The organism is Coleofasciculus sp. H7-1 (genome assembly GCF_057473865.1).
In genome coordinates, this window is the sequence record NZ_JBYCCT010000065.1 from 41888 (window position 1) to 66025 (window position 24138).

The 24138-nt window shown below is 45.8% G+C and carries 17 protein-coding genes and 3 pseudogenes; 10 read left to right on the forward strand and 10 right to left on the reverse strand.

Annotation, left to right across the window (positions count from 1 at the left end; genetic code table 11):
* The first annotated feature begins 46 nt into the window (after nt 1–46).
* On the forward strand, nt 47–190 hold the full coding sequence (locus tag AC2VDX_RS16350; RefSeq protein ID WP_378184167.1) for a hypothetical protein: 144 nt from the start codon (nt 47–49) through the stop codon (nt 188–190).
* On the opposite strand, the gene pyk is transcribed toward AC2VDX_RS16350, so the two are convergent.
* The 9 genes and pseudogenes from pyk to AC2VDX_RS16395 form a co-directional block, all read right to left on the reverse strand.
* Complete coding sequence (pyk, locus tag AC2VDX_RS16355) at nt 187–1971, reverse strand: pyruvate kinase (RefSeq protein ID WP_378184165.1); 1785 nt, start codon at nt 1969–1971, stop codon at nt 187–189. The two genes, AC2VDX_RS16350 and pyk, sit on opposite strands and share 4 nt — an antisense overlap.
* A gap of 146 nt (nt 1972–2117) precedes the next feature.
* The gene (locus AC2VDX_RS16360) at nt 2118–2666 is read right to left on the reverse strand and encodes a pentapeptide repeat-containing protein (RefSeq protein ID WP_378184163.1); all 549 of its coding nucleotides are present in this window, start codon (nt 2664–2666) and stop codon (nt 2118–2120) included.
* Between the two features lie 63 nt (nt 2667–2729).
* Complete coding sequence (locus AC2VDX_RS16365) at nt 2730–4022, reverse strand: pentapeptide repeat-containing protein (protein ID WP_378184161.1); 1293 nt, start codon at nt 4020–4022, stop codon at nt 2730–2732.
* A 33-nt stretch (nt 4023–4055) separates the two neighbouring features.
* Nucleotides 4056–5414 carry a PQQ-dependent sugar dehydrogenase gene (locus AC2VDX_RS16370; RefSeq protein WP_378184159.1) on the reverse strand — a complete coding sequence of 453 codons (1359 nt, stop codon included), beginning with the start codon at nt 5412–5414 and terminating at the stop codon, nt 4056–4058.
* 119 nt (nt 5415–5533) lie between these two features.
* A complete protein-coding gene (locus tag AC2VDX_RS16375) occupies nt 5534–6781 on the reverse strand; it encodes an RNA ligase family protein (RefSeq protein WP_486928206.1) in 1248 nt (415 codons plus the stop codon).
* A complete protein-coding gene (locus AC2VDX_RS16380) occupies nt 6702–7388 on the reverse strand; it encodes a chromophore lyase CpcT/CpeT (RefSeq protein ID WP_378184155.1) in 687 nt (228 codons plus the stop codon). The genes AC2VDX_RS16375 and AC2VDX_RS16380 overlap by 80 nt, the downstream gene beginning before the upstream one ends.
* A gap of 15 nt (nt 7389–7403) precedes the next feature.
* Nucleotides 7404–7619 (reverse strand): annotated as a pseudogene (locus AC2VDX_RS16385) (hypothetical protein); the annotation flags it as partial.
* Nucleotides 7595–7747: pseudogene (locus tag AC2VDX_RS16390) on the reverse strand (FAD-binding domain-containing protein); the annotation flags it as partial. The pseudogenes AC2VDX_RS16390 and AC2VDX_RS16385, both read right to left, overlap by 25 nt.
* A gap of 29 nt (nt 7748–7776) precedes the next feature.
* On the reverse strand, nt 7777–8460 hold the full coding sequence (locus AC2VDX_RS16395) for an S-layer homology domain-containing protein (protein ID WP_378184153.1): 684 nt from the start codon (nt 8458–8460) through the stop codon (nt 7777–7779).
* A 485-nt stretch (nt 8461–8945) separates the two neighbouring features.
* Here AC2VDX_RS16395 and AC2VDX_RS16400 point away from each other — a divergent pair, with 485 nt between their 5' ends.
* From AC2VDX_RS16400 to AC2VDX_RS16425, 6 genes and pseudogenes are all read left to right on the forward strand, one after another.
* Nucleotides 8946–10742 carry a serine/threonine protein kinase gene (locus AC2VDX_RS16400; RefSeq protein ID WP_378184151.1) on the forward strand — a complete coding sequence of 599 codons (1797 nt, stop codon included), beginning with the start codon at nt 8946–8948 and terminating at the stop codon, nt 10740–10742.
* Nucleotides 10743–10983: 241 nt separating this feature from the next.
* Nucleotides 10984–11152, forward strand: a pseudogene (locus tag AC2VDX_RS16405) (winged helix-turn-helix domain-containing protein); the annotation flags it as partial.
* Nucleotides 11153–11983: 831 nt separating this feature from the next.
* A complete protein-coding gene (locus AC2VDX_RS16410; protein WP_378184149.1) occupies nt 11984–14197 on the forward strand; it encodes a GumC family protein in 2214 nt (737 codons plus the stop codon).
* A gap of 987 nt (nt 14198–15184) precedes the next feature.
* Nucleotides 15185–16432, forward strand: coding sequence for a glycosyltransferase family 4 protein (locus AC2VDX_RS16415; protein WP_378184147.1), 1248 nt, complete (start codon nt 15185–15187; stop codon nt 16430–16432).
* The gene (locus AC2VDX_RS16420) at nt 16429–17604 is read left to right on the forward strand and encodes a glycosyltransferase family 4 protein (protein WP_378184145.1); all 1176 of its coding nucleotides are present in this window, start codon (nt 16429–16431) and stop codon (nt 17602–17604) included. Before AC2VDX_RS16415 ends, AC2VDX_RS16420 begins: the two co-directional genes overlap by 4 nt.
* A gap of 336 nt (nt 17605–17940) precedes the next feature.
* On the forward strand, nt 17941–18102 hold the full coding sequence (locus AC2VDX_RS16425) for a hypothetical protein (RefSeq protein WP_378184143.1): 162 nt from the start codon (nt 17941–17943) through the stop codon (nt 18100–18102).
* Between the two features lie 151 nt (nt 18103–18253).
* On the opposite strand, the gene AC2VDX_RS16430 is transcribed toward AC2VDX_RS16425, so the two are convergent.
* A complete protein-coding gene (locus AC2VDX_RS16430) occupies nt 18254–20470 on the reverse strand; it encodes a hypothetical protein (RefSeq protein ID WP_378184141.1) in 2217 nt (738 codons plus the stop codon).
* 389 nt (nt 20471–20859) lie between these two features.
* Between AC2VDX_RS16430 and AC2VDX_RS16435 the strand changes: the two genes are divergently transcribed.
* The 3 genes from AC2VDX_RS16435 (at nt 20860) to AC2VDX_RS16445 (ending at nt 23931) form a co-directional block, all read left to right on the forward strand.
* Nucleotides 20860–21045, forward strand: a complete 186-nt coding sequence (locus AC2VDX_RS16435) for a hypothetical protein (protein ID WP_378184139.1) — start codon at nt 20860–20862, stop codon at nt 21043–21045.
* A complete protein-coding gene (locus AC2VDX_RS16440) occupies nt 21042–22436 on the forward strand; it encodes an oligosaccharide flippase family protein (protein ID WP_378184137.1) in 1395 nt (464 codons plus the stop codon). Before AC2VDX_RS16435 ends, AC2VDX_RS16440 begins: the two co-directional genes overlap by 4 nt.
* 166 nt (nt 22437–22602) lie before the next feature.
* On the forward strand, nt 22603–23931 hold the full coding sequence (locus AC2VDX_RS16445) for an O-antigen ligase family protein (RefSeq protein WP_378184135.1): 1329 nt from the start codon (nt 22603–22605) through the stop codon (nt 23929–23931).
* Nucleotides 23932–24138 lie beyond the last annotated feature (207 nt).

The following is a 24138-nucleotide window of genomic DNA, read 5'->3' on the forward strand; positions in this document are numbered from 1 at the left end:
ACACAAATAATTAAAAATTAAACACAAATAATTAAAAATTAAATTCTTGCTTTTTTTACCTTATTGTGCAAGTTTGGGGGAAATGAGCGATCGCTCTCGTTGCCGATGTGTGTTTGTGTCCTCTGCGACGAAAGCAATTCGTCAAAGGAGCGATCGCACAAAAGAGATCAACAGAAGCGATCGCGCTTAAACCGGCAGTGCCGCAGTCGTCGGAGAAGTCCCTGCCATAGCACCAGAGTAAACCAGACCCCGTTGCATATCTAGCGTCAAAATCGCTCCATCCCGAATAATTTCCGTCGCCTTCTTGACGCCCACAATTACCGGCACCCCAAGGCGTAAGCCAATCACAGCCGCATGACTGGTTAGGCTTTCATCCTCAGTAATAATCCCAGATGCCTTGCGAATTGCTTCCACAAAATCGGCATTCGTGCGGGGCACCACCAGAATTTCCCCATGATTAAAGTTTCCCACCTCTTTAGCAGTGCAAGCCACTCGCGCTCGACCGCTCACCGATCCCTGACCAATCCCAATTCCCTTGCCGAGAACTGATGTCACCATCTCAACTTTAATCAGGTCGGTTGAACCAGAGATGCCTTGGAGCGTCCCGGCAGTCATCACCACCAAATCTCCTTCAGCCAGCAGATGTTTCTCCAGTGCCACGTTGATTGCCGCCTGGAACGTCTGACCCGCTGAAGGTAAATCCAGCACCAGAAGCGGCTTCACGCCCCACACCATCTGCAACTGCCGCGCCACGTCCACATGGGGAGTCACTGCCAGAACCGGCGTAGAAGGTCGAAACTTAGAAACATTTCGGGCAGTGGCACCGCTTTTGGTCAACGACATAATCGCTGCTGCCCCCAGCTGCTCGGAAATTTGACCAACCGCCTGACTAATAGCATTCGTGATCGAGCGAGTGGTGCCCCGCACGTTACGGGCGATTTGTTCTTGCTCAATCCGCACGGCAATTCGCGCCATCGTCTCCACCGCTTCGATGGGGTATTTACCTACCGCTGTCTCGTTGGAGAGCATCACGGCGTCGGTTCCGTCCAAAATCGCATTGGCGACATCGGAAATTTCAGCACGGGTGGGACGGGGATTGTTCACCATGCTGTCCAACATCTGAGTTGCCGTAATTACCGGAATGCCCAGCTGATTCGATGTTGCAATCAGCCGCTTTTGCAGGATCGGGACATCCTCAGCAGGCAATTCAACGCCCAAGTCACCACGAGCCACCATGACACCATCGCTGAGCGAGAGAATGGCTTCCATTTGGTCGATGGCTTCGTGCTTTTCAATCTTGACAACCACCGGCACTTGCTTACCAGCACTGGAAATCAGCTCTTTAATTTCCAGCACATCCTGGGGGTTGCGGACAAAGCTCAGCGCTACCCAGTCAACGCCTTGGTCAAGACCAAACATCAAGTCTTTACGGTCTTTGTCAGTCAGCGCCTTAATTGACAGATAGACGCCAGGGAAATTCACTCCTTTGTTATTAGAAAGTGGCCCGCCTACGACAACGCGACAGTGCAATTCCCGCGCCGTGCGGTCTATCTGTTCCACCCGCATTTCCACTTTGCCATCATCCAAGAGAATCGCTGCCCCGGTCGGGACTTCATCTGCTAGAGGTTCGTAGGTGACAGAGCTAATTTCTTGGGTGCCTGGGACGAGGTGACTGGTTAAGATGAAGCGATCGCCCTTATTGAGGACGATAGACCCCATTTCAAACCGTCCCAAACGAATTTTGGGGCCTTGCAAGTCTTGCAAAATGCCCACCGGCTGATTCAGTTCAAAAGCCATCTGGCGGATCAAGCGAATGCTACGCTGATGGTCTTCATGAGTTCCATGAGAAAAGTTGAGGCGCAGGGTCGTCGCACCCGCTTCAATTAAAGCGCGTAAGACCTCTGGACTACTGGTAGCAGGGCCAATCGTAGCGACAATTTTTGTCCGGCGCTGGGGATTTCGCAGTTGCATGGGGCAAAATTCAGGGAGAGCAGAAGAGGACTGCGTGTAACACGAAAGCAAAGGGATACTATCACATTTGTTCCAACTCCTATTAGGGCTTTGGAGCCACTTCCCCTCTCTACTGTGTAGATATTATACTAAAAAACTTATGAATTTTACGGATTCATCGGTTCCCTGCGGTCTTGGTTGATGGGTTGCCCGGTCTCAGGTGCCGGTTTCTTTTGTGCCTCAGTAACCGGCTTGTAGACTAGACCTGAAGGCATAATTGTCCCGGTGAGATCGGCACCCGTCACGTCAAATGCTTCCTTCGCTTTGACCCCCTGTAGACTCGCATACTGCATCTTCGCAAACCGCATCTTCGCACCGCTGAGGTTAGCTCCATTTAGAACAGCATTGCTCAGATTAGCATTCTCCAAGGTGGCTGCTGTGAGATCGGCACCGGCTAGCACGACACTGGTGAGATTGGCACCCTTGAGATTGGCACCCTTTAAGTTGGCACCGCTTAGGTCATACCCGGTCAAGTTCACATTGCTCAAGTCACAAAATTGACATTCTTTATTAATTAATAATCTCTGAACGTGTTCTGGATTCTCTGCTTTGACCGACACTGCAAAGCAGACAGGCATCAACAGGGCGGTAGCGAGGATTCCTGGTTTCATGGGATGGTAGCCAACTGAGGAGATGAGTATCGATTGAACTGCCAAGACGCTCTCTTGTTAGCCATGCGCGTCGGAACAAAAGAGTCAACGGGGATGGAATGCGATCGCTCAATATCCATTCAATCCAATGACACCTTTGAGCTTAGCATCCTTCCAATTGGCACCCGTCAGGTTGGCATTCGCTAAGCTAGCCTGACCCAAATCTGTTTGAGTCAAGTTGGCATAACTCAGATTAGTATTTCCTAAATTGGCACCCCTGAGATCGGCACTGCTGAAATTGGTGTAACTCAGATTGGCTCCTGTCAAAATAGCATTCATCAGATTGGCACTTTCTAGATTGGTGCCAATCATCGACGCACCGCTTAAATTGGCAGACCGCAAATTCGCCCCGCGCAAGTTTACACCGCTCAAGTTGGCACCGCTCAAGTTGGCACTATCCAGATAAGCATCATGGAGATTAGCACCCGCCAAATTAGCGTTGGTGAGGTTGGCAAGCGGCAGTTTGGCATTGGTTAAGTCAGCATCGTTGAATTTAGCACCCGTCAAATTCGCACGATTGAAACCAGCACCCGTCAAATTCGCACCCGTCAAATTCGCACCCGTGAGAGTAGCACTTTGCAAATTAGCTGCTGTCAGCGATCCTTTTTGCAGATTGGCACCCGTGAGAATTCCACCATTCAAGTCAGCATTATTCAAAGAAGCCTGACTCAAGTCAGCATTGCTCAAGTTGACACTATCCATATTGGCAGTATCTAACTGGGCATTATTCAACTTGGCACCTGTGAGGTTGGCACCTGCTAAGTTAACAATTTGCATCTGAGCATCTTTTAGGTTTGCCCCGCCTAAATTGGCACCCGAAAGATTAGCTTCTATCAAATTGGCTTGTCCGAGATTTGCACCTGCTAACTGGGCAAAATTCAGTTGAGTTTGCGCTAGCTGGGCACGCTCTAGCTTAGCGCCCGTGAGGTTAGCTGCATATAAGTTTGCCCCCCGCAATTTAGCGTCTGTTAAATCAGCAACAATTTTATTTGCAGCCGCCAATTTTGCCTGTCTCAAGTTCGCCTTTTCCAAATTAGCGGCAGTTAGTTTGGCACCGTTGAGCTGGGCACCCTCTAGCTTAGCGCCCGTGAGGTCAGCAGCCGTCAAGTCGGCACCGTCAAGCTGGGCATTCCTCAAGTCGGCATTTCTGAGGTTAATTCCCCTGAGTTGGGCATCTTTCAGGTTACATCCAGGGCAAGTTTTCAGCGTCAGCAACTTCTGCACGTCTTTGGAGTTTGCCGCTTGGGCTGGGGTTGGTAAGCCAAGCGTTAACACTCCGACGACTGAAGTCGCGGCTAAACAAACCAAGCCCGTCTTCGCGGGCTTAAGGACAGCGAATTGATTAACTGGTTTTGGGTGCATGGGGCAGTTCTTCGAGCCGCGATTAACAACTAGTTAAGAGCCACGATACTGGATGCGGTAAATCCGGTTATTGGCTTCTTCCGTCAGCAGCAAACTCCCATCAGGTAGCACGAGTAAACCCACCGGACGCCCCCAGGTGGTTGGGACAGATGGGTTAAGCAGGAACCCGGTGAGAAAATCTTCATAGTAGCCCTGAGGACGCCCGTTAGAGAAGGGGGCAAAGACAATTTTGTAGCCGGTGCCTTGGTTACGGTTCCAGGAACCGCGAAAGGCGACAAAAGCGCCGTTGCGATATTTTTCGGGAAAGGTATTGCCGTCATAAAACTGCAATCCCAAAGCAGCCGAGTGGGCTTGGAAGAGAACGTCGGGCGTCTTTGTTTTTGCTACCAGGTCGGGACGTTTGCTCTTTCCGTTGACCAGATGACGCGGGTCAAGAAGATTTGGTGCCAGGTAGGCGTAAGGCCAGCCATAGAATTCTCCCTGTTGGATGCGGGTTAGGTAGTCGGGTACCAGGTCGTCGCCCAGTCCGTCTCGTTCATTCACGGCAGTATAAAGTTCGCCAGTGGTGGGGTGAAAGTCGAGTCCGACTGGGTTGCGTAAACCGTAAGCAAAAGTTTGCTGGTTGGAACCATCTAGGTTCATCACCTGTACAGAGGCACGGGGTATGGGTTCTTCTGAAGCGTTGGATGCCGACCCAATTGAGACGTAGAGCTTTTGCCCATCGGGTGAGGCAACGACGTTGCGCGTCCAGTGCTGGTTGTAGCCGCCGGGGGTTAAGTTAGCGATTTTTTCGCCTGTCCCGGTGAGTTGCTGTTGTCCTTGAGTGTAGGGATACCGCCGGACTTCGCCTGTGTTGCCGAGGAAGAAGTATCCGCCCGCAAAGGTCATGCCAAAGGGGATATTTACCCCATTTTGAGAACTGGCGAAGGTTTGGCGGACATCGGCGACGCCATCGCCGTTGGTGTCGCGCAGCAGGCGAATCTGGTTTTGTCGGGTTTCGGTGACTAACACGTCGCCGTTAGGGGTGAGTGCCAGCCAGCGGGGTCTGTCTAGATTGTCGGCAAAGACGTTGACGACGAAGCCAGCCGGGACGCGCAGGGCGGGGTTTTGCGGGATGGGCACCACGTTGGGCGAGTTGGAGGCACTGTCGCTGGCGTAGGGTTTGGGTAAGTTATTGAGGGTGATGCGAATCGGTTGGGGTGTGAGTGGTTCGGTTCGCACCACGTTTTTGGTCTGAGCCGCTTGGGAAAGCTGTTGGTTCGGCTGTGCCGGAGTTTCTGTCGGTTGCTCGGTTGGTTGGGTTGTCTGGGGGTCGAGGGATGCCTGAGTTGAGTCACAGGCGGCTGCTGTAGTCAGGATGAGCAGCAGCAGCAAGAAACGTATCGATTTCATGTCAACAATGTGGGAACTCTAATTCCAGGGTAGTCATTGAAGACTGGAGTGCGATCGCATCCTTAGCTCCAGATCGAGTATTAGTTGACCACTGCTGACCCTACAACTGTCCTTAGATATTATTTTTTGAAGTAATTATTAACCAATTTTTTTGATTCCCGCTCCACTTGCTCCATTAGAGTTTGCTGACTTTTCTCAGGTAAGGTTTTTAAAATGCTTTCATAAGATTCGTTAAATGTCTCTAATACATCATTTACGAACAATCGAAAAACTTTCTCCAGGCTTTTTGTATCTTTACCAGAAATTCGCCCTACTTTCGATATAGCATTAATCAATCTATTTTCTGTAACCAGTGCAAGCATCGCCTCCTTTAACCATTTTTCATCACTAAAATAGTTAGTAGCTGTTGCTGGTTTTTGGTTAGTCCATTTCTCTGCCTGATGAAATCGGCTTTCTTCAGCGAATTCTGGGATTTTTCTCTTCAAAACTGGTCTGATTCTTCCCTTGGGAGTATCTATATAGATTGACTTTACAGGTTTAATGACAATGCCTTCCGCTTTATTGCTAAATGACAATTTTGGTAAACCTAATAAGGCAGGGATGGTAGAATCAAACTCTATATTCTGTGCAAGCGCTTGTTCGTATTTCCCAATAAATAGCGGTTTCGCACCCAGCATTTCTACTTTATGAAATATTTTTAGCGCTTTCTCATAATCTATATAATCTCGTTTTGCAGCGCTACTATTTTCTTCAACAGCGATATCAAAAGCACAAAATTCAATTTTAGGTGAATAATATATGCCTGTTTGGACAGCCTGGACATTAGGAACAGCAGCTACATCAGGATGGGGATATTCTCCTCCAAACAATTCCCCATACACAGAAACTCTAAACGTTCCCTGACGTTCCGCCTGGATAATATTGAATATTTCTTTAACTTGTTGGGCTAATTTATATCCAAGTGTTTGATATCCAAAAAAGTCTTCGTCTGGCTGCAATAATTCTTTTCTCTTGGCAAACTGAACGTCTGATCCGTCTGCAATTATACAAAAATTGGCTCCGTGAATTTTTTCAGTTACCACCCAATCAGTTTTCTTGAAAGCGCGATAATCTGATTCTTTCAAATTCCAATTATTCGGATTTTCCGGTATTTTTTCATAGCTGATATGCGTCCAGCCGGTGAATTTGCCTTTTTGTTTGTCCATAGATTTTAGTTTTTTGGAAAGAAGCTGAGAGAATGCGATCGCTGCAAGCCAGCTTCTTTCAGAAGATATATAATTTAGCAATTCAGCGACTCGCGTTTGGCTTAACCCACCGAAACTGATAAGGTTCGCCTTTTGTACCCCAAACCTGATTTCCTGCGGCATCAAAAGCGCGATCTAATGTGTCCATGCCAGTAGAATGCAATACAATCCGATTTGTTACCTTGACAGCGCCTTTGTAGTCGCTGGGACAACCCGCCTCCGGTGTTTCGCCAACATATTTATCATCCTCACGCTTTAAGAATACGCTACACTTGGCAGAACCAACGTCGCTCAACTTGACAACGCGCTGGGCTTCTGGCTGACTGCACAAACCAATCAAAGCTTCTGGAGTTGGGGGTTTAAATGATTGCGATTCAATGCTTTGATTATCGGCAGCGGGGGCAATTTTCAAGAATCTCTGCCGATAGGGTTTGGCAAGATTCTGAGACATGGCTTGTTCTTGATAGAGAAAAACTGCCTGGGGATTTTGTTTAGTATCCTCGACACTAACTTTGCAAGTCGTCATTCTTACATTTGGGGCTTTTGGTTTGGCTTGCGCTTGTGCGGAAGTATCCATGACTCCCACTAAATGCGACACCACTTCCCCTACTTGCTGCTGAATTGGCAGCGATGCCTGAGTATTGGGTGGTTCCCCACAGGAATAAGCCGCTGTTCCAGTTGAAGAGACAAGGGCGATCGCTATCAAACTCCTAATTCTTGTATTCTTCACAATAGTCTCCTAGTGCTAATCAAAAACATAACGTTCGGCAACGCGCCAGTAGCGAGAAAAGCGTTTAAGGTCAATATATCCGTCGTATTTCACAAACGGCTCAACAGGTAACACTTCGATAGGCAGCGATTCCTTAATTTTGTCGCAAATGTGGGCAAACCGGGGGCTAGGACTTTCTGTTGTAACGATCCTATCGGCATTGTGTTCCTTGGCAAAAGCGATCGCTTCTCTAGTTCATCGTAGCTGCCCTCAAAGTCACAATGATCGTAGAGGGGGCATTGGCGACAATAGACGCCATCCGTGTAGCGTTCTAAGTTCTCCCGGTTGAAGAAATAGGGCTTTTGGCTAAAGGTACTCGCTTTCTCAAAGAAAATGGGTTTTTCGGAACTTACTGGATTGGTAAGCTAGCCGGAGAAGGCAAATCTTCTTCTAACAGCGGTGCGGGTGCTTCTTGCCGTTCCAAAAATTTACTCAAGGCGTAAGCCATATCTCCTCTCGTCATCGGATTTAGAGGGTTAATATTGCCTTGTTCATCGGTATTGGCAAATCCCTCATAAAGTGCAGTTGCCATCGATTTTTTAGCCCAATCCGGTATATTTCCTGAATCTGGATACTTTGCAAGAATTTTGGCAACAGTGTCAGTCGGAAACTGAAATACACCGTGAGCTTGGGCAAAGATGGATAAAGCTTCAGCGCGATTGATTTTTTGGTTGGGGAAAAACATATTTCCCCGATATCCCTTCATAATGCCAGTTTTTAAAACTGTCTGAATGTCGTTATATGCCCAGTAGGAAGAAGGTACATCTTGAACTGAAATAACTTCTTGTTGGGTGGCACCAGCTCGTTTATCAAGTTTAAAAGTCTTGACCAAAATTGAGGCAAGTTCTGCACGACTGATGAATTGTTCTGAATGAAACTGTCCATCTGGATATGCAGTCATTAATTTGGCAGCAATCACCTGTTCGATGGGATCGGATGGGGCGTCTGAAGCAGGTTGTGTTTGAGCATAAACAACGGCTGGAAAATATTGTAGAAGTCCCAATAGAGAAAGAGTGCCCAGGAGCTGACGCATAATTAAAACCACTTTTCAGTTGCTAACTTCACTGTACAAACACTGTAACCAAATCTTCATCGCCCATTCGGGTTAATCAATGCGAGGTTCTTAGCGCAACAGCGATCGCTGCGCCCAACCCTAGACGACCCAAACCTCTCGAATTATTAACTTCCTTAGAAATATCCAGATTAGCAACTGAATAGCTGTGTCATAATTACAATCCTTAGATATCAAGTTCTTAACTAGGTGTAGCTTACCCACTTTGCCTTTATGAACTTTCACAGCGAAAACAGAAATTCCTACTCCTAAGCTGGTGAACTAGGATGAGAAAGGACAACTGGGAAGAGAAAGATGGTGTCTCGGAAAAGGCGTACACCTACTTCGTTTTATCAGCTGTCTATTGTTTGCCGGAGCAGGCTACTCGCTCTGGCGGATGCCGCTAACTGCAACTGCTCGCGTAGCGGTTGCATAGAATCGTTCAACCTGCGTTCGTTCTCTCACACATGAGCAACTTTCCAGACTTATCCAGCCACGGTTATCAGGTCGTCCGAGAATTAGGACACAACCGCGCCGGTGGTCGAGTAACCTACCTGGCGCTCAATCTGAAAACACGGCAACCCGCCGTCATTAAACGGTTTCAGTTTGCTAAAATCAACGCCACCTGGTCAGACTACGACTCCTACCAGCGCGAAATTCAAGTGTTACAGGGGCTGAATCATCCCGGAATCCCCCGCTACCTGGATTCCTTCCAGACATCCGATGGCTTTTGTATGGTTCAGGAGTATAAAAAAGCACCGTCTTTAGCCGTGCCCCGTAGCTTCGACCCCGATGAAATTAAGAAAATTGCGGTCTCTTTATTAGAAATTCTCGTTTATCTGCAAAATCGCATTCCCACTGTTATCCATCGAGATATTAAACCCGAAAATATCTTGGTCGATGGCAACATCAATGTTTTTTTAGTTGATTTTGGTCTGGCTCGAATTGGGGATGGCGAAGTGACGATGAGCAGCGTGGCAAAAGGAACTTTAGGGTTCATGCCGCCCGAACAATTATTCCATCGTCAACTCACTGAAGCCTCAGATTTATATAGTTTGGGAGCAACGCTGATTTGCTTACTAACTGGAATCAAATCTGCTGAAATTAGCCAGTTAATTGATGATGATTATCGCCTTAATTTCAAGCATCTCGTTCCCAAACTCAGTCTGCGGTGGATTGACTGGTTGCAAAAGATGGTGGAAATCAAACTAAAAGACCGCTATCCTAACGCAGCGATCGCTTTGGAAGCACTCAAGCCTATTTATGTTATTCGCGTACCAGAAGCAAAGCTGAGTAAACCCATCCTAGAATTTAAGGCAAGAAAATTAGGTGAAAGGGTGACTCAAACAATCGCAGTTACGAACTCGATTCCTGATACCCTTCTGGAAGGAAATTGGCAAGTGGCACCGCACGAAAGCGATCCACCCCATACACCAGATACTCACACTTGGATTTCTTTTGATTCAGTTAAGTTTGAGAGCAATCAGGCGAAGTGTAAAATCAATGTGAATACCAGCCGATTGATGGCAGATAAAACCTACGAGCGTCATCTGTTATTACACACAAATTCTCTGCCAGAAACTCACGATATTACTGTTAAGATTCAGACTGCGCCAGTTCCGATTGCGAACAAAAAACTACCTTATATTGCTCTCGCTTTACTGGTGACACTTGCTGCCTCGGCGGCTTGGGTTGAGGGAATAGCTTGGGGCGGAACGATTGCCCAAGTTGGGGCGATGGGTGTGGTAATGGCTGGGTTTGTAACTCTGTTTGTCGCTGCATTTGGTGTGGCAGCGGCGGCTACGGCGGCGGCTGGGGCTGTGTTCGTCGCTAAGCTTCTATCCAGGTATAAAATTAAGTTTGCGGGTGTAGACGCGGCTGTGGCTTTGTTGGTGGCGGGAATTGTCGCTTTTTTTGTGACGGGGTTTGGCGAGCAATTTAGAGCGGCAAATTCGGCGGCGGTTGGGTTTGAAGCTGTGGATTTTGCTGTATTTATGGCTGGATTTGGGGCACAGAGTCTGGCAGTTAGTTGTTTGAAAAGAGGATTTAGTACCAATCTAGCGATTGGGGTGTCGCTATTAGCAATGGCGTTAGGCATGACTTTAGGAATTGGCTTCCAAGTTGGATTGCTAAATCCTTTGGTGATGGGCGCTGTTTTGGCAGTTGGTTTACCTTTGGGAACAATCTTGTTTTATCCCCCTTTTGAGCGGGCAAGGTTGATTGGTAACTATCGCAAGTTTGAGCAACATTTGATTAAGCCGTAGTCAGGCAATTTGACTCACGCCGCGTGCAACTTTTTTTCAGTGAGTTCGGTAGTTATCCCCAATTTATTGGGAAACTAACACAAGTTGCACATCGCGTTTTTATATTATGTCCGGTTAATTAACCCATAATTAACCGGCAATCGGAACCCCACCTCCAGCCCTCTCTGTTCGCAACTATGCCTTACCCATAAGTCGCAAAACGAGTGTAGGGAGGGGGGTTGAGAAGTATTCATTTAGCACATCGAAGCAAAGCTATTACAATTTATTTAAAGAAGCCCGGATGAGTTGGAAGAAAGCTCAAATGCACAATCCCAAATATGACTCACAATTAGTTGCCTTAAAAAAAAGAAATTTGTGAACTATTGGAGGGGCAACCAGGGGAAATAGAGGCAGGAGAGCTAGTTTTATTCAGGACTTACGCAACATCACCACATCTCAGAGCAACCACAAGGGGATTGAACCGACAAGAACGCTATATGTATAAGCTTTGCGTAAGTCCTGTTATTGCTGGAAGTTAGATTTCCTATAAATTGTCTTGCAACGGGGTTGGGGAAAGCCAGAGGAAGCCGCTTATAAATGGGGACGGCCTCATTCAGGCAGCAAGTATATTCATGCAGTGAATCCTGGCAATCGTCCTATTTGTTAAGGCTGGTGGTAATACCATTGACTAAAGAATAATTGTATGTTTATACACATATCTCAGCATTTGGAGAGCGATCGCACAAATCAGAAATATGTTCCCAAATATTTATGATAAATTAATCCTCCAATTACTCCGCCCTGCGCGTCCCAAAAACTGCCTCAGATATGACCAAAAATATTTCGGACTCAATTGTTTGCGTGATTATATAGCGATCGCGCAGTGAATCCTGCTTTAAGATGTAAGCTTAGAGGTGCTTTAATCCAATGCGATCGCACTTCTACTCTTTGCCATAGTCCTGTTGTCCGTCAGCATCAAAACAAATTTCACAGCCAGCTCTTGTTAATCCGTCTTATCTAGAGCTGCCAGCCGGATGCTACTGCATACAGCTTTAAGCTCATCCTTTGATTGATTAATAGTTTTAATCGCTCTAACTTTCACTAGCCTTGTTAGGATACAATTGTCGGCTGAGTAAGAACTGCCAGATGCTGCCTCTTGATAAGCGAGGAAATAGTCTACACTGCAAGGACTCGCTTCTGGGGGCGACTAATACACCTGCCTCCAAAACAACCTTATTACCACTCTCCTACACGAGCCTCTTATGGAAACTAGAGAATACACAGAAGATATAGATTTTAAGAAATACTGGCTTATCCTCAAACGGCGTTGGCTACCCGCCACCACCGTCTTTGTATTTACAGTTACACTAGCTACCGCATTTGCGTTCTTAAAAAAGCCTACCTATGAAGCCGAAGGAAGGCTTTTGTTTAAGAAGCAAAATACGACTTCTGCCTTAGTCACAGAGGCAGGAGCAAAAATCGGACAGTTGGAACCGCTAAACGTCTTGAATACCCCTCTGGATACAGAAGCAGAGATAGTCCGTTCTGAGCCTCTGATACAAGAGACGATAAATTCCCTAAAGCTAAAAGACCAAAAGGGAGACCCCCTAAAAACTATTGATTTCCTAAAACAGCTTACGGTAAAAGGTATCAAAGGAACCGATGTTTTGCAGATATCCTTTAAAAGCAAAGATCCCGAAGAAGCTGCAAAGATAGTCAACAAAGTTATGAGTCTGTATCGCGAGAAGAACATACTTAATAACCGCGCTCAAGCAGCTGCGGCTCGCGAATTTATTACTCAGCAGCTACCCAAGACTGAAGCTAATGTTCGTCAAGCAGAAGCAGCTTTGCGTAGTTTCAAAGAACAAAATAACATTGTAGCTATAGAAGAAGAAGCCAGCTCAGCTGTAAAAGCGATCGCAGAGCTAGACAGCAAAAAAGCTCAAACTCAGGCTGAACTTGAAGATGCAACTGCTAGAGTCGCCGCCTTCCAAAATAAGATAGGTCTGAATTCACAGCGGGCTATGACACTAAACTCGCTTAGTCAATCTCCCGCAGTTCAGCAAGTGTTGATAGAACTCCAAAAAATTGAAGGCGAGTTGACAGTCGAGCGCACCCGTTTTCAGGATGAAAACCCCAAAATAATTAATCTCGAAAGTAAACAAGCGGCATTAAAAGCTTTACTACAGGAACGAGTAACGCAGGTTGTTGGCAGTAACCAACAAGTGTCCGGAGAAAATTTACAAATTGGTGAATTTGAACAAAAACTAACCGCAGAATTAGTTAATGCAGAGGTGCAACGCTTAGGTTTGGCTAATCAAGTCGGTTTTCTATCTCGCGCTCAATCTGCATACAAACAAAGAGCTAACATTTTACCCAGATTGCAACAGGGTCAGCGGGATTTCCAACGGCAAGTAGAAGCCGCACAATCTACCTATCAAATCCTTTTGAAAAATCTTCAAGAGGTACAAATTGCGGAAAATCAAAATGTAGGCAACGCTAGTTTAATTGCCGCCGCTACAGTTCCAGAAAAGCCCGTAGGTACTCGCAAGGTAATAATCCTAGCTGCCGCAATTGTGGCAGGCAGTCTGCTTTATGTAATTACTGCTTTCCTTGTAGACCTGAAAGATCCAACCATCAAAACTGCCAAGGAGGTGCGGGAGTTATTTAAATATACCGTCTTGGGAATGATTCCTTCTTTGAAGAAAAAAGTTACTTTTCGCAGTAAGAAACTAGAAGGAATTGTTCCGCAGCTTCCTGTTAGAGATAATCCACATTCGGTTATCAGTGAAGCTTACCGAATGCTTCAGGCAAACTTGAAGTTTCTCACTCCAGATCAAGAGCTGAAAGTCATTGCGGTGACAAGTTCTGTTTCTAAAGAAGGCAAGTCTACGGTTTGTGCCAATTTGGCTATAGCTATGGCTCAACTGGGAAGACGAGTTTTATTAATAGATGCGGATCTGCACCATCCCATGCAGCATCATATCTGGGACTTGACTAATGCAATTGGTCTGAGCGATGTCATCGTTAATCAAGCTGAGTTTGAGATGGCTGTGCGAGAAGTGATGGATAACCTGGATGTGCTTCCTTCTGGGGTGATTCCTCCTAATCCATTGGCTCTTGTTGACTCAAAGCGGATGGCTGCATTAATTGAAGATTTTTCTAAAAACTACGATTTTATAATCCTTGATACGCCGCCAATCGTTCTGGTGGCAGATGCTCTAGCAGTGGGCAAAATGACTGATGGTATTTTATTGGTAGTCCGCCCAGGCGTGGTTGATACTGTCAGTGCTGCTGCTTGTAAGCAATTTTTGGTGCAATCAGGTCACAAGGTTTTGGGTTTGGTAGTCAATGGTGTGATTGTGGAAAACGAACCTGATAGTTATTTCCACCATGCCAAGGCATACTACAAGGAAGATGCCACTACGCCGAAAATGCTGACCGCTAAGACACCAAAAAATAGCGATCGCTCTTAAACGGGCATTCGTAAATACTTCTAGCTCGAACCATAAGCGTACTGTTGTAGGGACGTTCTATACGCTTATGGCAAATCATCTTATCCTAACCGTATTAGGAGCAGTGGAAAACTTTTTTTACGGGAGAGGGGCGAGTCCCCTTTCCTGGCAAGGAAGGCAGCTAAGTTTATATACTTGCAGGACTTACGCAAAGCTTATACATATAGCGTTTTTTCGGGTTCAATCCCCCTGTGGTTGCCGGTGGCAGATGTGGTGATGTGCGGCGAGTCCTGACTTGCTTAAATGCCGTTACGTAGATCAGCCTCTCCCGATCGGAAACTCCAGCAAATTCGCTCCTTAGGCAGGCTGCTACTGCGGATAAACCAAGAAATATATCTTTTAATGAAGAATATTAAAAAAATTGCTTTTTTGTGTAGTGGATGTCAAATTACACTTTTAAATGCAGACTTCATTAGTAGTTTATATCCGATGCCTCAGAAAATTCATTGTAAAGTACAAAAGTACAATTTATACAAGAACGAGCTTATTAAGTAGTTCTACGGAGAAACCAAATCAGCCAGCAACTGTCCTAAGGAGGATTTTGTAATTTCCTACTTTTGATAGTAGTAGTAGCAGGTTCGATTTGGCATAATATTAGATTTGCCAAAAGCGTAGGAATGGCTTGACCAGGGTTTTTCGGCTTGGGGACGAAATTATAAGGCAATGTTAGATCGAGTGAATCTTTTGGCTTCCTAGAGTTTTAAACCTGATTATGAATTTGCCATGAAGTCAAGTATGGAATTTGAGAAGTCTCTGTGAAATCTGGCAAATTCAATTTACTTGCGTAGTGCTTTACAGTAATCTAAGCAATAACGCTGAAGAGAATCTCAGATTCCCAAGTAAGCTAAGCAATCATGCTGAAATAAATCTACTAACAGGCTGCTAAATTAATCTTTGTTGCTCAAAAAAAACCACCAGCACACCTAGCTATATATAGGTTTTATAATTATGCGTAAACCTGTTTTGACTATCTTCTACCAGTTCAATCCTAATGGCATTAGCATCGGGGGCATTCAAACAGTCATACGCACCTTTGTCAAATACGCTCCCAGCGAGTTTGAAATCCGGCTGGTAGGAACGGAGAATGATCCATCCCAACCCATAGGAGTATGGAGAGACACCCAGTTGGCAGGCAGAGAAATCCGCTTTATGCCCTTGTTTTTCATAGAAAACGATAACTTTAAAAAATTAGTACCAACCACTATTAAATATACGGCTGCCCTTTTGGATCGTAACTTGAGTTCGGATTTCATGCACTTTCACAGGCTGGAACCGACGCTTTTTACTCGCAACTGGTCAGGAGAAAAGACTCTTTTTATTCACAACGATATTCAAAAGCAGGTAAATTCTGCGGACAAGAAAGATGCTATTTTGTGGCAACGTTTTCCAGCAGCGTATTTTGCTATCGAACGCTATCTTGTAAGCCAGTTTTCCCAAATATTGTCGTGCAACACCGATTCGGTGCAACATTACCAGCAGCGTTACCCAGAAATAGCAGAGCGCGTTTCCTACGTCAAAAACACAGTAGATAACGAAATCTGCTACCCATTAACTGACGATGAACGAGAGGAAGGTAGGCGCACACTTGCACAACGGATGGGTTTAGCGGAAGATACGCGCTTTATTCTCTTTGCTGGTCGCCTTCACGCCCAAAAAGATCCCGTACTGCTAATCCGCTCCATTGCCGCCCTGAACGATGCAAATGTTCACCTCCTCATAGCAGGCGATGGAGACTTAAAGGATAAGCTACGTTCTGAGATTTCCCGCCTTGGATTGTCCGGACAGGTAACGCTGCTGGGTGCATTAGCCCAGGCAGAACTTGCACAGTTGCAACGTGTATGCAGTGTTTTTGTACTAACTAGCGCCTATGAGGGTCTTCCTATGGTCGTTCTCGAAGCACTTGCCAGCGGTACGCCAGTGGTGACAACCCAATGCGGGGAAACGCCAAATCTACTCACTGCTGAGAGTGGAGTGGTATGCCAGGAGCGCACACCATCGGCAATTGCAGATGCCTTGCGTAAGGTACTGCACAACAGTGGAGATTATCCAATCGAGGCTTGTGTTAAGGCTGCCGAACCTTACAGTGCCAAGACTGTCGTGGGTGATATCTACAGCAATATGTTAAGCCGCTGGCAACAGCGGAATTTATCTACCAACCAGATTAATCATAAAAGCTTTACCGGGGTTTCACAATGAAAATTGCCGTAATTGGAGCGAAAGGCTTGCCTGCTAAACAGGGTGGAATCGAGCATCACTGTGAAGAAATTTACTCGCGGGTGGTTGAACAGGGTCACGAAGTAGATTTGTTTGCTCGTTCCTCATACACCGGAAATGTTTCACTGAGTCACTATAATGTTCATGGTGTGCGGGTTGTTTCCATACCCAGCTTAAATGTCAAGGGAATGGATGCTCTGTTGAGTTCGGCGCTGGGAGCGATCGCTTCCAATGCGAAGCGTTATGATATTGTTCACTTCCACGCTTTAGGTCCAGCCCTCTTTAGCTGGATGCCAAAAATTGCCTCCTCGGCAAAAGTTGTTGTTACCTGTCATGGCTTAGACTGGCAACGTGCCAAATGGAACAAAGCTTCTAGCGACCTAATCCGTCGCGGCGAACGCGCTGCTGTCCGCTTCTCTGATGAGATGATCGTCGTCTCAGAGGAACTGCGCTCATACTTTAAGCAAACTTACGGTAAAGAGACAATTTATATTCCTAACGCACCCTCAAATATGGGTGATTCAGACCCTACTTTTGCTTATGGAACTTCGCTAGGTCTAGAACAGGGACGCTATATTCTATTTTTAGGTAGACTGGTGCCGGAAAAGTGTCCCGACTTACTCATCAAAGCCTTCCAAAATCTTCAGCAAGAAGGATGGAAACTCGTCATGGTGGGCGGTACCAGCGATACCAATGAGTTCACCTCGAAGATAACCGACATGGCGGCGAATAACAAGAACATAATATTCACAGGTGAACTTAGAGGTCCCCGTCTAGCAGAAATCCTTCGGGGCGCGGGATTGTTTGTACTTCCTTCTGAGTTGGAGGGATTACCTCTATCAATGTTGGAAGCAATGCAGGAAGGTGTTCCCGTACTCGGTAGTGATATTCCCGTGCATCAGCAATTGATCGGCAAAGACCGGGGGATGCTTTTCCAGGTGAAAAATGTAGACTCCTGCCTCCGCAGCTTGGAATGGGCAATCAATCACCAGAAGGAATTGGCGGTAATGGCTAAAAACGCCCAGAGTTATGTACAAGCAAACTATACCTGGAACCAGATTACTGCCGAAACGTTGAAATTGTACAACACACTCACCACGTTTGTGCCAGCAAAACCACCAATTCCAGTTTCAAACACTCCTGCCAAGGCTTAAGAGTGCTGTTGCATATCTAGATTGCAATATAACTTAATATTTTCCGTCAGTGGTAGGGACGCACAGCTATCTGTACGTCCCTACTATTTTTTGTATTTGAATTTCTTTTACCGAAAAATAGCCGTTAACACAGACTTAACCAATGTTATAAGCGCGACACGTATTTTTACACTCAATTACGTATGTACTAGCACCATTAAGTTATAAAACTTAGCTTTCAGGACAAATTAATCACGAACCCTTAAATTTACTGGTTGAAAATTATACTTAAAAGTATCCCCGTAGGTTTTCGGGTTTATAAAGAAGTTCTTTACAATTAATTCAAGAAATTCACTGATGTCAACGCCACGTACTGTTTTATATGCTAGAGGGGTAAACAAAGCTATTTATAAAAATGAACGCCTTTATCAAGAAACTAATTTCTCTGAGCATAATGTTTATCTTCACGGCTGCTGGTTTCGTAGTATTGGCATTTTCGGTAGTCTTGATGATGGTTGAATCTCTCGTCTCGCAAGTGTTGTCAGAAGTAACCGCACTACAAAATAATTCTTTAACAGAAAGTGTTACTAGCGCGGAAGAACCGTCTAGAGGTTCCCAAATCTGTTAAAGGCTAATGCCTTGGTACTTGGCGGATAAATTTGACCAATATTCAGGGGCGAATTGCGTGTACGGGCGCGGAAGATAAAGCAGCCTGCTCCTTGGAATCGTTAGGAGTTCCATAGTAGATGCCCCTGCCATTGGTGCCAATGAAGACCAAGCCAAACTGCTGCCAACTCGCCTCCATCACATTTGGCTCCCCACCGATGGGATTTTGGCTAGAACCGATGCTTATCCAAGTTTTGCCTCTGTCGAGAGAACGGAAGATTCCCTCGCCCAGACCAGAAATTTTTCCATACAAATAAAGCGCCGGAGTTGTACTTCCTGTCTGCGGTTTCCCGAAAGTAAACAAATGCGCCTTTTCTACTGAAGGCAACTTAGCGAAAGTTTTGCCACCGTCTGTGGAGTGGAATAAACCTTCCCAGTCTAGGCTGAGCCAGACTTCATCTTTCGCATCTGGAATTGTTTTTAGCGCATACTGAGCATATTGATCGATAGTTGGAATGGATGAGTTGACAACGCTGAAAGATGCACCTGTGTCAGTGCTGCGGTAAACTTTGCCGTCGCTGTAATAGTAAAAAGTATTGCCATCTACTTTATCCGCCACCAAGGGCTGACCCCAATACCACGGGCCTTTTGGACCATTAGGTAGTCCTGACACTGCACTCCATGATGCGCCGCCATCGGTGGTGCGTAGGGGTGGAGCAAGACTTACAGCTACAACAAACAAATTTGGGTTAGTTGCCGATATAGCTACGCGCAGTGGCATTGATGCCGGAAATGACGCAAACTTCTTCCATGTTAATCCGCCGTCTGTTGAAGTTGCTCCTGTATAAGTTGAGTTCCACCTCGAACCGCCAACGCGAACGAGGCGCAAAGGGTCGCTTTGGGAGTAGGCGATCGCGTAGGTGTCGCGATTGGCATTATTTATGGGAGAAATACCTTCAAACCTTTTGGCGGGAAAGGCGTTAAGTCCATTGTTGTGATAGAAACCGTCTACATCGGCTACCCCACTCAACAAGAGTGCGCCCTTGGGAGGTGCAGCTAGAGCAAAAGCAACTACCTCTTCGTGTCCTTGCTCATAGTTAGTCCAAACGACCGAATTGGCGTTGATATTGTCTGTCTGCCAAATTCCAAACCCGTCAGTTAACCATACTTTCCCTGGAACTTTTGGGTCAAACTCAATCGCGGAAGTCCACAAGGAAAACATGGAGTCGTCCCACCAAGGAACGGTATGCTTTATCGATGCCTTTAACTCTTTCCAAGTAACACCACCATCTGAGGTTCTGTAGATTTTAGTAGAGGTAGATTGACCTAAGGCTACCAGTACGTCGTTGGGTGTAAGAGGGTTAACGCTTAAAGCATTAAAAGCTGCTGGTTTTTTTTCTGGGGTGATGTTGCTCCAAGTTCCGTTTTGATACTTGCTAACCCCTGCCATGTGGGTTACATACAGAATACTGTTGTTAGCAACAGCCATTCGCTGTGCTTGTGCTGGACTTCCCGCTATTTTGCTCCACGTAACACCCGTGTCAGTGGACTGATAAATGCCGTCTCCGTAAACATTGGCATAGACTAAACCTGGTACTTGGTTGTCAAACACAATGCCCAAAATGCCAACGCTTTTGGTAAAAGTTGGGGAAAAAGAAGCGACTTTTGCCCATGTCGCGCCTGCATCCTCAGACTTCCACAGCCCATCGTGCCGCGAACCAAAGAAAATAACGTTGGAGTTGGCTGGATTGACAGCTAGCCTTTTTCCCGCCCAACGATGCTCGTCGTTGCTGTCCATCCCTAAGTCTATGTTTAGTTTAGTCCAGTTTTTACCTCGATCTGTGGACTTAAAGATTGACCCTTTGGGTTGCCACTGGGAGTATTTACCTGCTGCCATGTAGACGATATTTGGGTTGTTGGGATCTGTGGCGATCGCTTCTCCCCCGTAATATGTTTTCTCTTGACTTTTGAAGCTGTCATTTAATGGAATCCAGGTTTTATCTTCGGCATTCCAGCGATAAAAGCCACCAACGTCGGTTCTGATATAAACCAGATCCTTTTGTGCGTTGTGGGTGTAGACACCTGTTACAAACCCTCCGCCTCCTATCGACACGTTAGCCCAGCGATACCCATTTGCCCCAGCGACGTAGGAAGTTGGTGCAATCGGTGCGGACACAAGACCCGCGCCTACAATCGGCTGTTGGTTGCTACTAGCAGTACACCCAAGCATAATGCCAATAAAAACAGGAGCCACAGCCCGATGGAGAAGTTGTAATATCATGATTGACTAAATACTGGTACGATTACAGCCATTTTGCAGAGAATAATTGAGTTATCTACTCATAAATTTCAAGTTCTAATGAAAAATTATCAAGCCTTCCATAGCTCAATGCCAAATGTGTAAATATTAAGTGTCTTTATAAAAGCTTTAAACTTCGGGGGAAAATTCTCACGAATGCACGCTGTTGTCTGTGGTAAATTAAATTTGCTTGCTTAGCAAGAGATTGGCACCCAATTACAATAACTTTAACTGCTGCTGAGATATTTTTGCCAGTCTGTACTAGCATTATTGGCAATTGACTAATTTATTCTATGAAATATGCTGACGACCTGTAGAAGGCAGTCTACTGATACAGTAGCGACGAACCAAGGCAAACTGAGGAGAAAAATGTGCTGGAGCTGAGCCACCTGCTCAAAAAAATGATGAGCATTCTACCGATTTTCCCTAATTTTGCGCCGCTAAAGACTCCCAAGCTGCGATCGCTATCTATAAATCTCTTTTTCTGGAAGTCTTCATTGGTAGAACATCAAGGTTTTCCCGGCAATATTTGCTACTTCGAGGGACGACAAGCATGAGCTTAAAAACTCAAGTCATGCGGGGAGGAATCTACCTGGTACTGCGTCAGGGACTGGGAGTATTCATCAGTCTGGCGGGAGTGATGCTAGTTACCAAGGTCATCGGCCCAGAGAACTACGGACTGTACGCTGCCGCTATCAGTATATTTTTGTACCTTCAGATGCTCAGCCAGCTAGGCATTGAAGTTTATCTGGTGCGGCGGGAAGGGGAAGAAGAACTAGGAGTATACCACCAAGCTTTTACCCTGCTGCTATTGCAAGCGGTTGCCGGAATGCTTTTAGCTTTTTTGGCGCTTCCCTTAATAGAAAGCTGGGTGAACATCAAAGGGTTTCGCCCGGTAGCGCAAGTCTTGTTTCTGGGACTTCCCGTAGTTCTCCTCAATCAAGTACCGCTGGCTCGGCTAGAGCGGAATCTAGATTACAAGCGAGTAGCTTTAATTGAACTTCTCGGTCAATTATTTTACTACGTGATAGCCTTTCCAATGGCTTTTCGGGGAGCCGGAGTTTGGGCGCTGGTGGCTGGATGGTGGCTACAGCAAGTTCAAACTCTAGCACTACTCTACTGGAGTGCAGGCTATCGTCCCCGCTTTGCCTGGAACTTGGATTTAGTTAAGCAAATGTGGGGGTACAGCATGAGCTTCTCCGCATCAATTTGGGTGTGGCAACTGCGTACCCTAATCAACCCCTTGCTAGTAGGTAGGTTCGCCGGGGCGGAAGCGGTGGGATACGTGGCTTTAGCCATTCGCATTATCGAGATTCTTGGTTTTGTCAAGGCAGCAACCTGGCGAATTTCTATCGCTACCCTCTCCCGCTTGCAGGGGGACAAAGAACGCCTAATAAAGGCTGTAACTGAAGGCATGGGTTTACAGATATTAGCAGTGGGACCGCTGTTAGTCGGAGTTAGTTGGGTTGGTCCTTGGCTAATTCCTCTAGTATTTGGCGATCGCTGGCTTCCCGTAGTACAAGTTTATCCTTTTATCGCCTTGGGCTACCTGACCAACTCCCTGTTTAATATGCACTCCTCAGCACTCTACGTTCTGCGGCGAAACTGGGAAGTTACAGCCTTTCACGTCGTACACATGGCTCTTTTTGCGGGAGCAGCCTTTTTGCTTTTACCCCGCCTGGGATTAATAGGATACGGTTGGGCTGAGGTAGTAACTCTGGCGAGTTACCTTGTAATTCACTTCTACTTGGTGCGGGATATTGGCAACCCAGACTATCGACTGACTGGCTTGTGGTGGAGTGCTTTTGCTGCTGCTCTGTTTGCTTATCAGTTAGGATGGTGGGCGGCGCTGGGATTAGTAGTGGTGGCTTTGTTGCCCAGTACGCACCAAAAGCTGAGAGATTACATTAAAAGTATCAGGGGAGCAAAGTCTGAAGGCGCGTCTTGAAGTTAGCGCGATCGCAAGTACGGACTCTCAATGTTAAAAGTTATACCATTGGATTTTGGAATTGCAATTAAAATTGTGAAATCCTTTACAGACAAGGGTTTGTCAATCCAAAATCCAAAATGGTATTAGCAGCTCATCAGAAAATTCCGATTAATTTTCCTTCCTTATGTCACCAGCTCAAACTGTAAATCCCCTCCTAAACTTCGTTGAAAAAAGATTCGCCATTCTTACCCTGGTAGTCTTCACAGGTGTCTTGAATTTTGCCAGCTATTACAATGTGTCTGAGGGCGTACCAGGATACGGTTTTTACGTCTCGTCCTCCTTTGACCGTATGGTGTTACTGCTACAATATGGGATTTATGCGACAACTTTATTCTTTATTATTGCCCGGTTCAAAAGTGTTGTTCGCCCTGCTCTGAGAGACCCATTCTTATTAGTTTTGATAGGACTTATTGTCACCTCATTTCTGTGGTCTGATTTCCCAGCTATATCGAGAAAAGCTGGCATATTTACATTAATAACAACCTTATTTGGATTGTATCTTGCTTCCCGCTTTAGCTTAAAAGAGCAATTAAAAATAATAGCGTGGGCGTTGGGTATAGTTGCAGTATTTAGCTTATTGTATACGCTAGGTTTGCGAGGGGCAGGAATAGAAAATGGGACTCATTCGGGAGCTTGGCGAGGACCATTGTTACACAAAAATCTCTTTGCTAGGCTGATGCTTGTATGTGCGTTTCCTCCCTTACTCGCTGCTCTGGATCTTCGCAACAAGTACCGCTACCTTGCGTTTGGTGTTGCTGGTCTGGCAGCTGCTCTAATTATACTTTCAACTTCAAAAACTGCCCTGGTTATCTTTCTTACTCTGATAATTCTGTTACCTCTGTATAGAGCTTTGCGATGGAGCGATAACCTGGCAATTCCCTTGTTCATCACTTTGATATTAATAGGTGGAAGTATGGCTACATTTACTGTAGCCAGTTGGGACAATTTGCTGTTTAGTTTAGGGAAAGATCCTACCCTCAGCGGTCGTACAGAGATTTGGGAAGCTGTCATGCATAAAATTTGGGAGCGTCCTTGGTTTGGTTATGGGTATCAAGCGTTTTGGATAGAGGGAGGAGAGTCAGATTATGTGTGGCGCGTACTTCGCTACAGGGTGTATCAGGCTCACAATGGCTTTTACAATATAGGAGTAGAAATTGGTTTATTAGGAGCCTTGTTTTTTGTGCTTAGTATGGCTTTTGCTTATATACGGGCAATAAAATACGTGCGTTCAAGTAAAACATCAGAAGCTCTATGGCCTCTAATCTACTTAACGTTCTTGCCTATGTATAATTACACCGAGAGTACGATTGTTGAACCAAACTCTATTTATTGGGTTTTATTTGTCTCAATCACTTTCTCTTTAAGAAATGTCCAAGCGGTAAAAACTAGGAAAGAAAGCGAAAGATTCAGGGAAGAAACTGTTAGTCAAACAGGTATAGAAAGCTTTCCTTAATGTTTTTCGTACCCAGGTTGAGCCTGGGTACGCTGGAACGGGAGGTACCTCCACCCTCACAACCAAAAGACTTGCGGAGAATGTGAGGCGTAGCCTCACAGTAAGCATTTCCCGGCTCAGCCTGGGAACGAGATAACAAAATATCAGGGTAAGCTGGTTATGCATTTCGTCAGAGAAATTACTTTGTACTACCAATCAAAAATAGAG

Coding starts and splice junctions, on each gene's coding strand:
- AC2VDX_RS16425 (WP_378184143.1), top strand. CDS start 17,941: ATGTCAACGCCACGTACTGTTTTATATGCTAGAGGGGTAAACAAAGCT.
- AC2VDX_RS16370 (WP_378184159.1), bottom strand. CDS start 5,414: ATGAAATCGATACGTTTCTTGCTGCTGCTGCTCATCCTGACTACAGCA.
- AC2VDX_RS16375 (WP_486928206.1), bottom strand. CDS start 6,781: ATGCCGCAGGAAATCAGGTTTGGGGTACAAAAGGCGAACCTTATCAGT.
- AC2VDX_RS16415 (WP_378184147.1), top strand. CDS start 15,185: ATGCGTAAACCTGTTTTGACTATCTTCTACCAGTTCAATCCTAATGGC.
- AC2VDX_RS16400 (WP_378184151.1), top strand. CDS start 8,946: ATGAGCAACTTTCCAGACTTATCCAGCCACGGTTATCAGGTCGTCCGA.
- AC2VDX_RS16410 (WP_378184149.1), top strand. CDS start 11,984: ATGGAAACTAGAGAATACACAGAAGATATAGATTTTAAGAAATACTGG.
- AC2VDX_RS16430 (WP_378184141.1), bottom strand. CDS start 20,470: ATGATATTACAACTTCTCCATCGGGCTGTGGCTCCTGTTTTTATTGGC.
- pyk (WP_378184165.1), bottom strand. CDS start 1,971: ATGCAACTGCGAAATCCCCAGCGCCGGACAAAAATTGTCGCTACGATT.
- AC2VDX_RS16365 (WP_378184161.1), bottom strand. CDS start 4,022: ATGCACCCAAAACCAGTTAATCAATTCGCTGTCCTTAAGCCCGCGAAG.
- AC2VDX_RS16395 (WP_378184153.1), bottom strand. CDS start 8,460: ATGCGTCAGCTCCTGGGCACTCTTTCTCTATTGGGACTTCTACAATAT.
- AC2VDX_RS16445 (WP_378184135.1), top strand. CDS start 22,603: ATGTCACCAGCTCAAACTGTAAATCCCCTCCTAAACTTCGTTGAAAAA.
- AC2VDX_RS16420 (WP_378184145.1), top strand. CDS start 16,429: ATGAAAATTGCCGTAATTGGAGCGAAAGGCTTGCCTGCTAAACAGGGT.
- AC2VDX_RS16440 (WP_378184137.1), top strand. CDS start 21,042: ATGAGCTTAAAAACTCAAGTCATGCGGGGAGGAATCTACCTGGTACTG.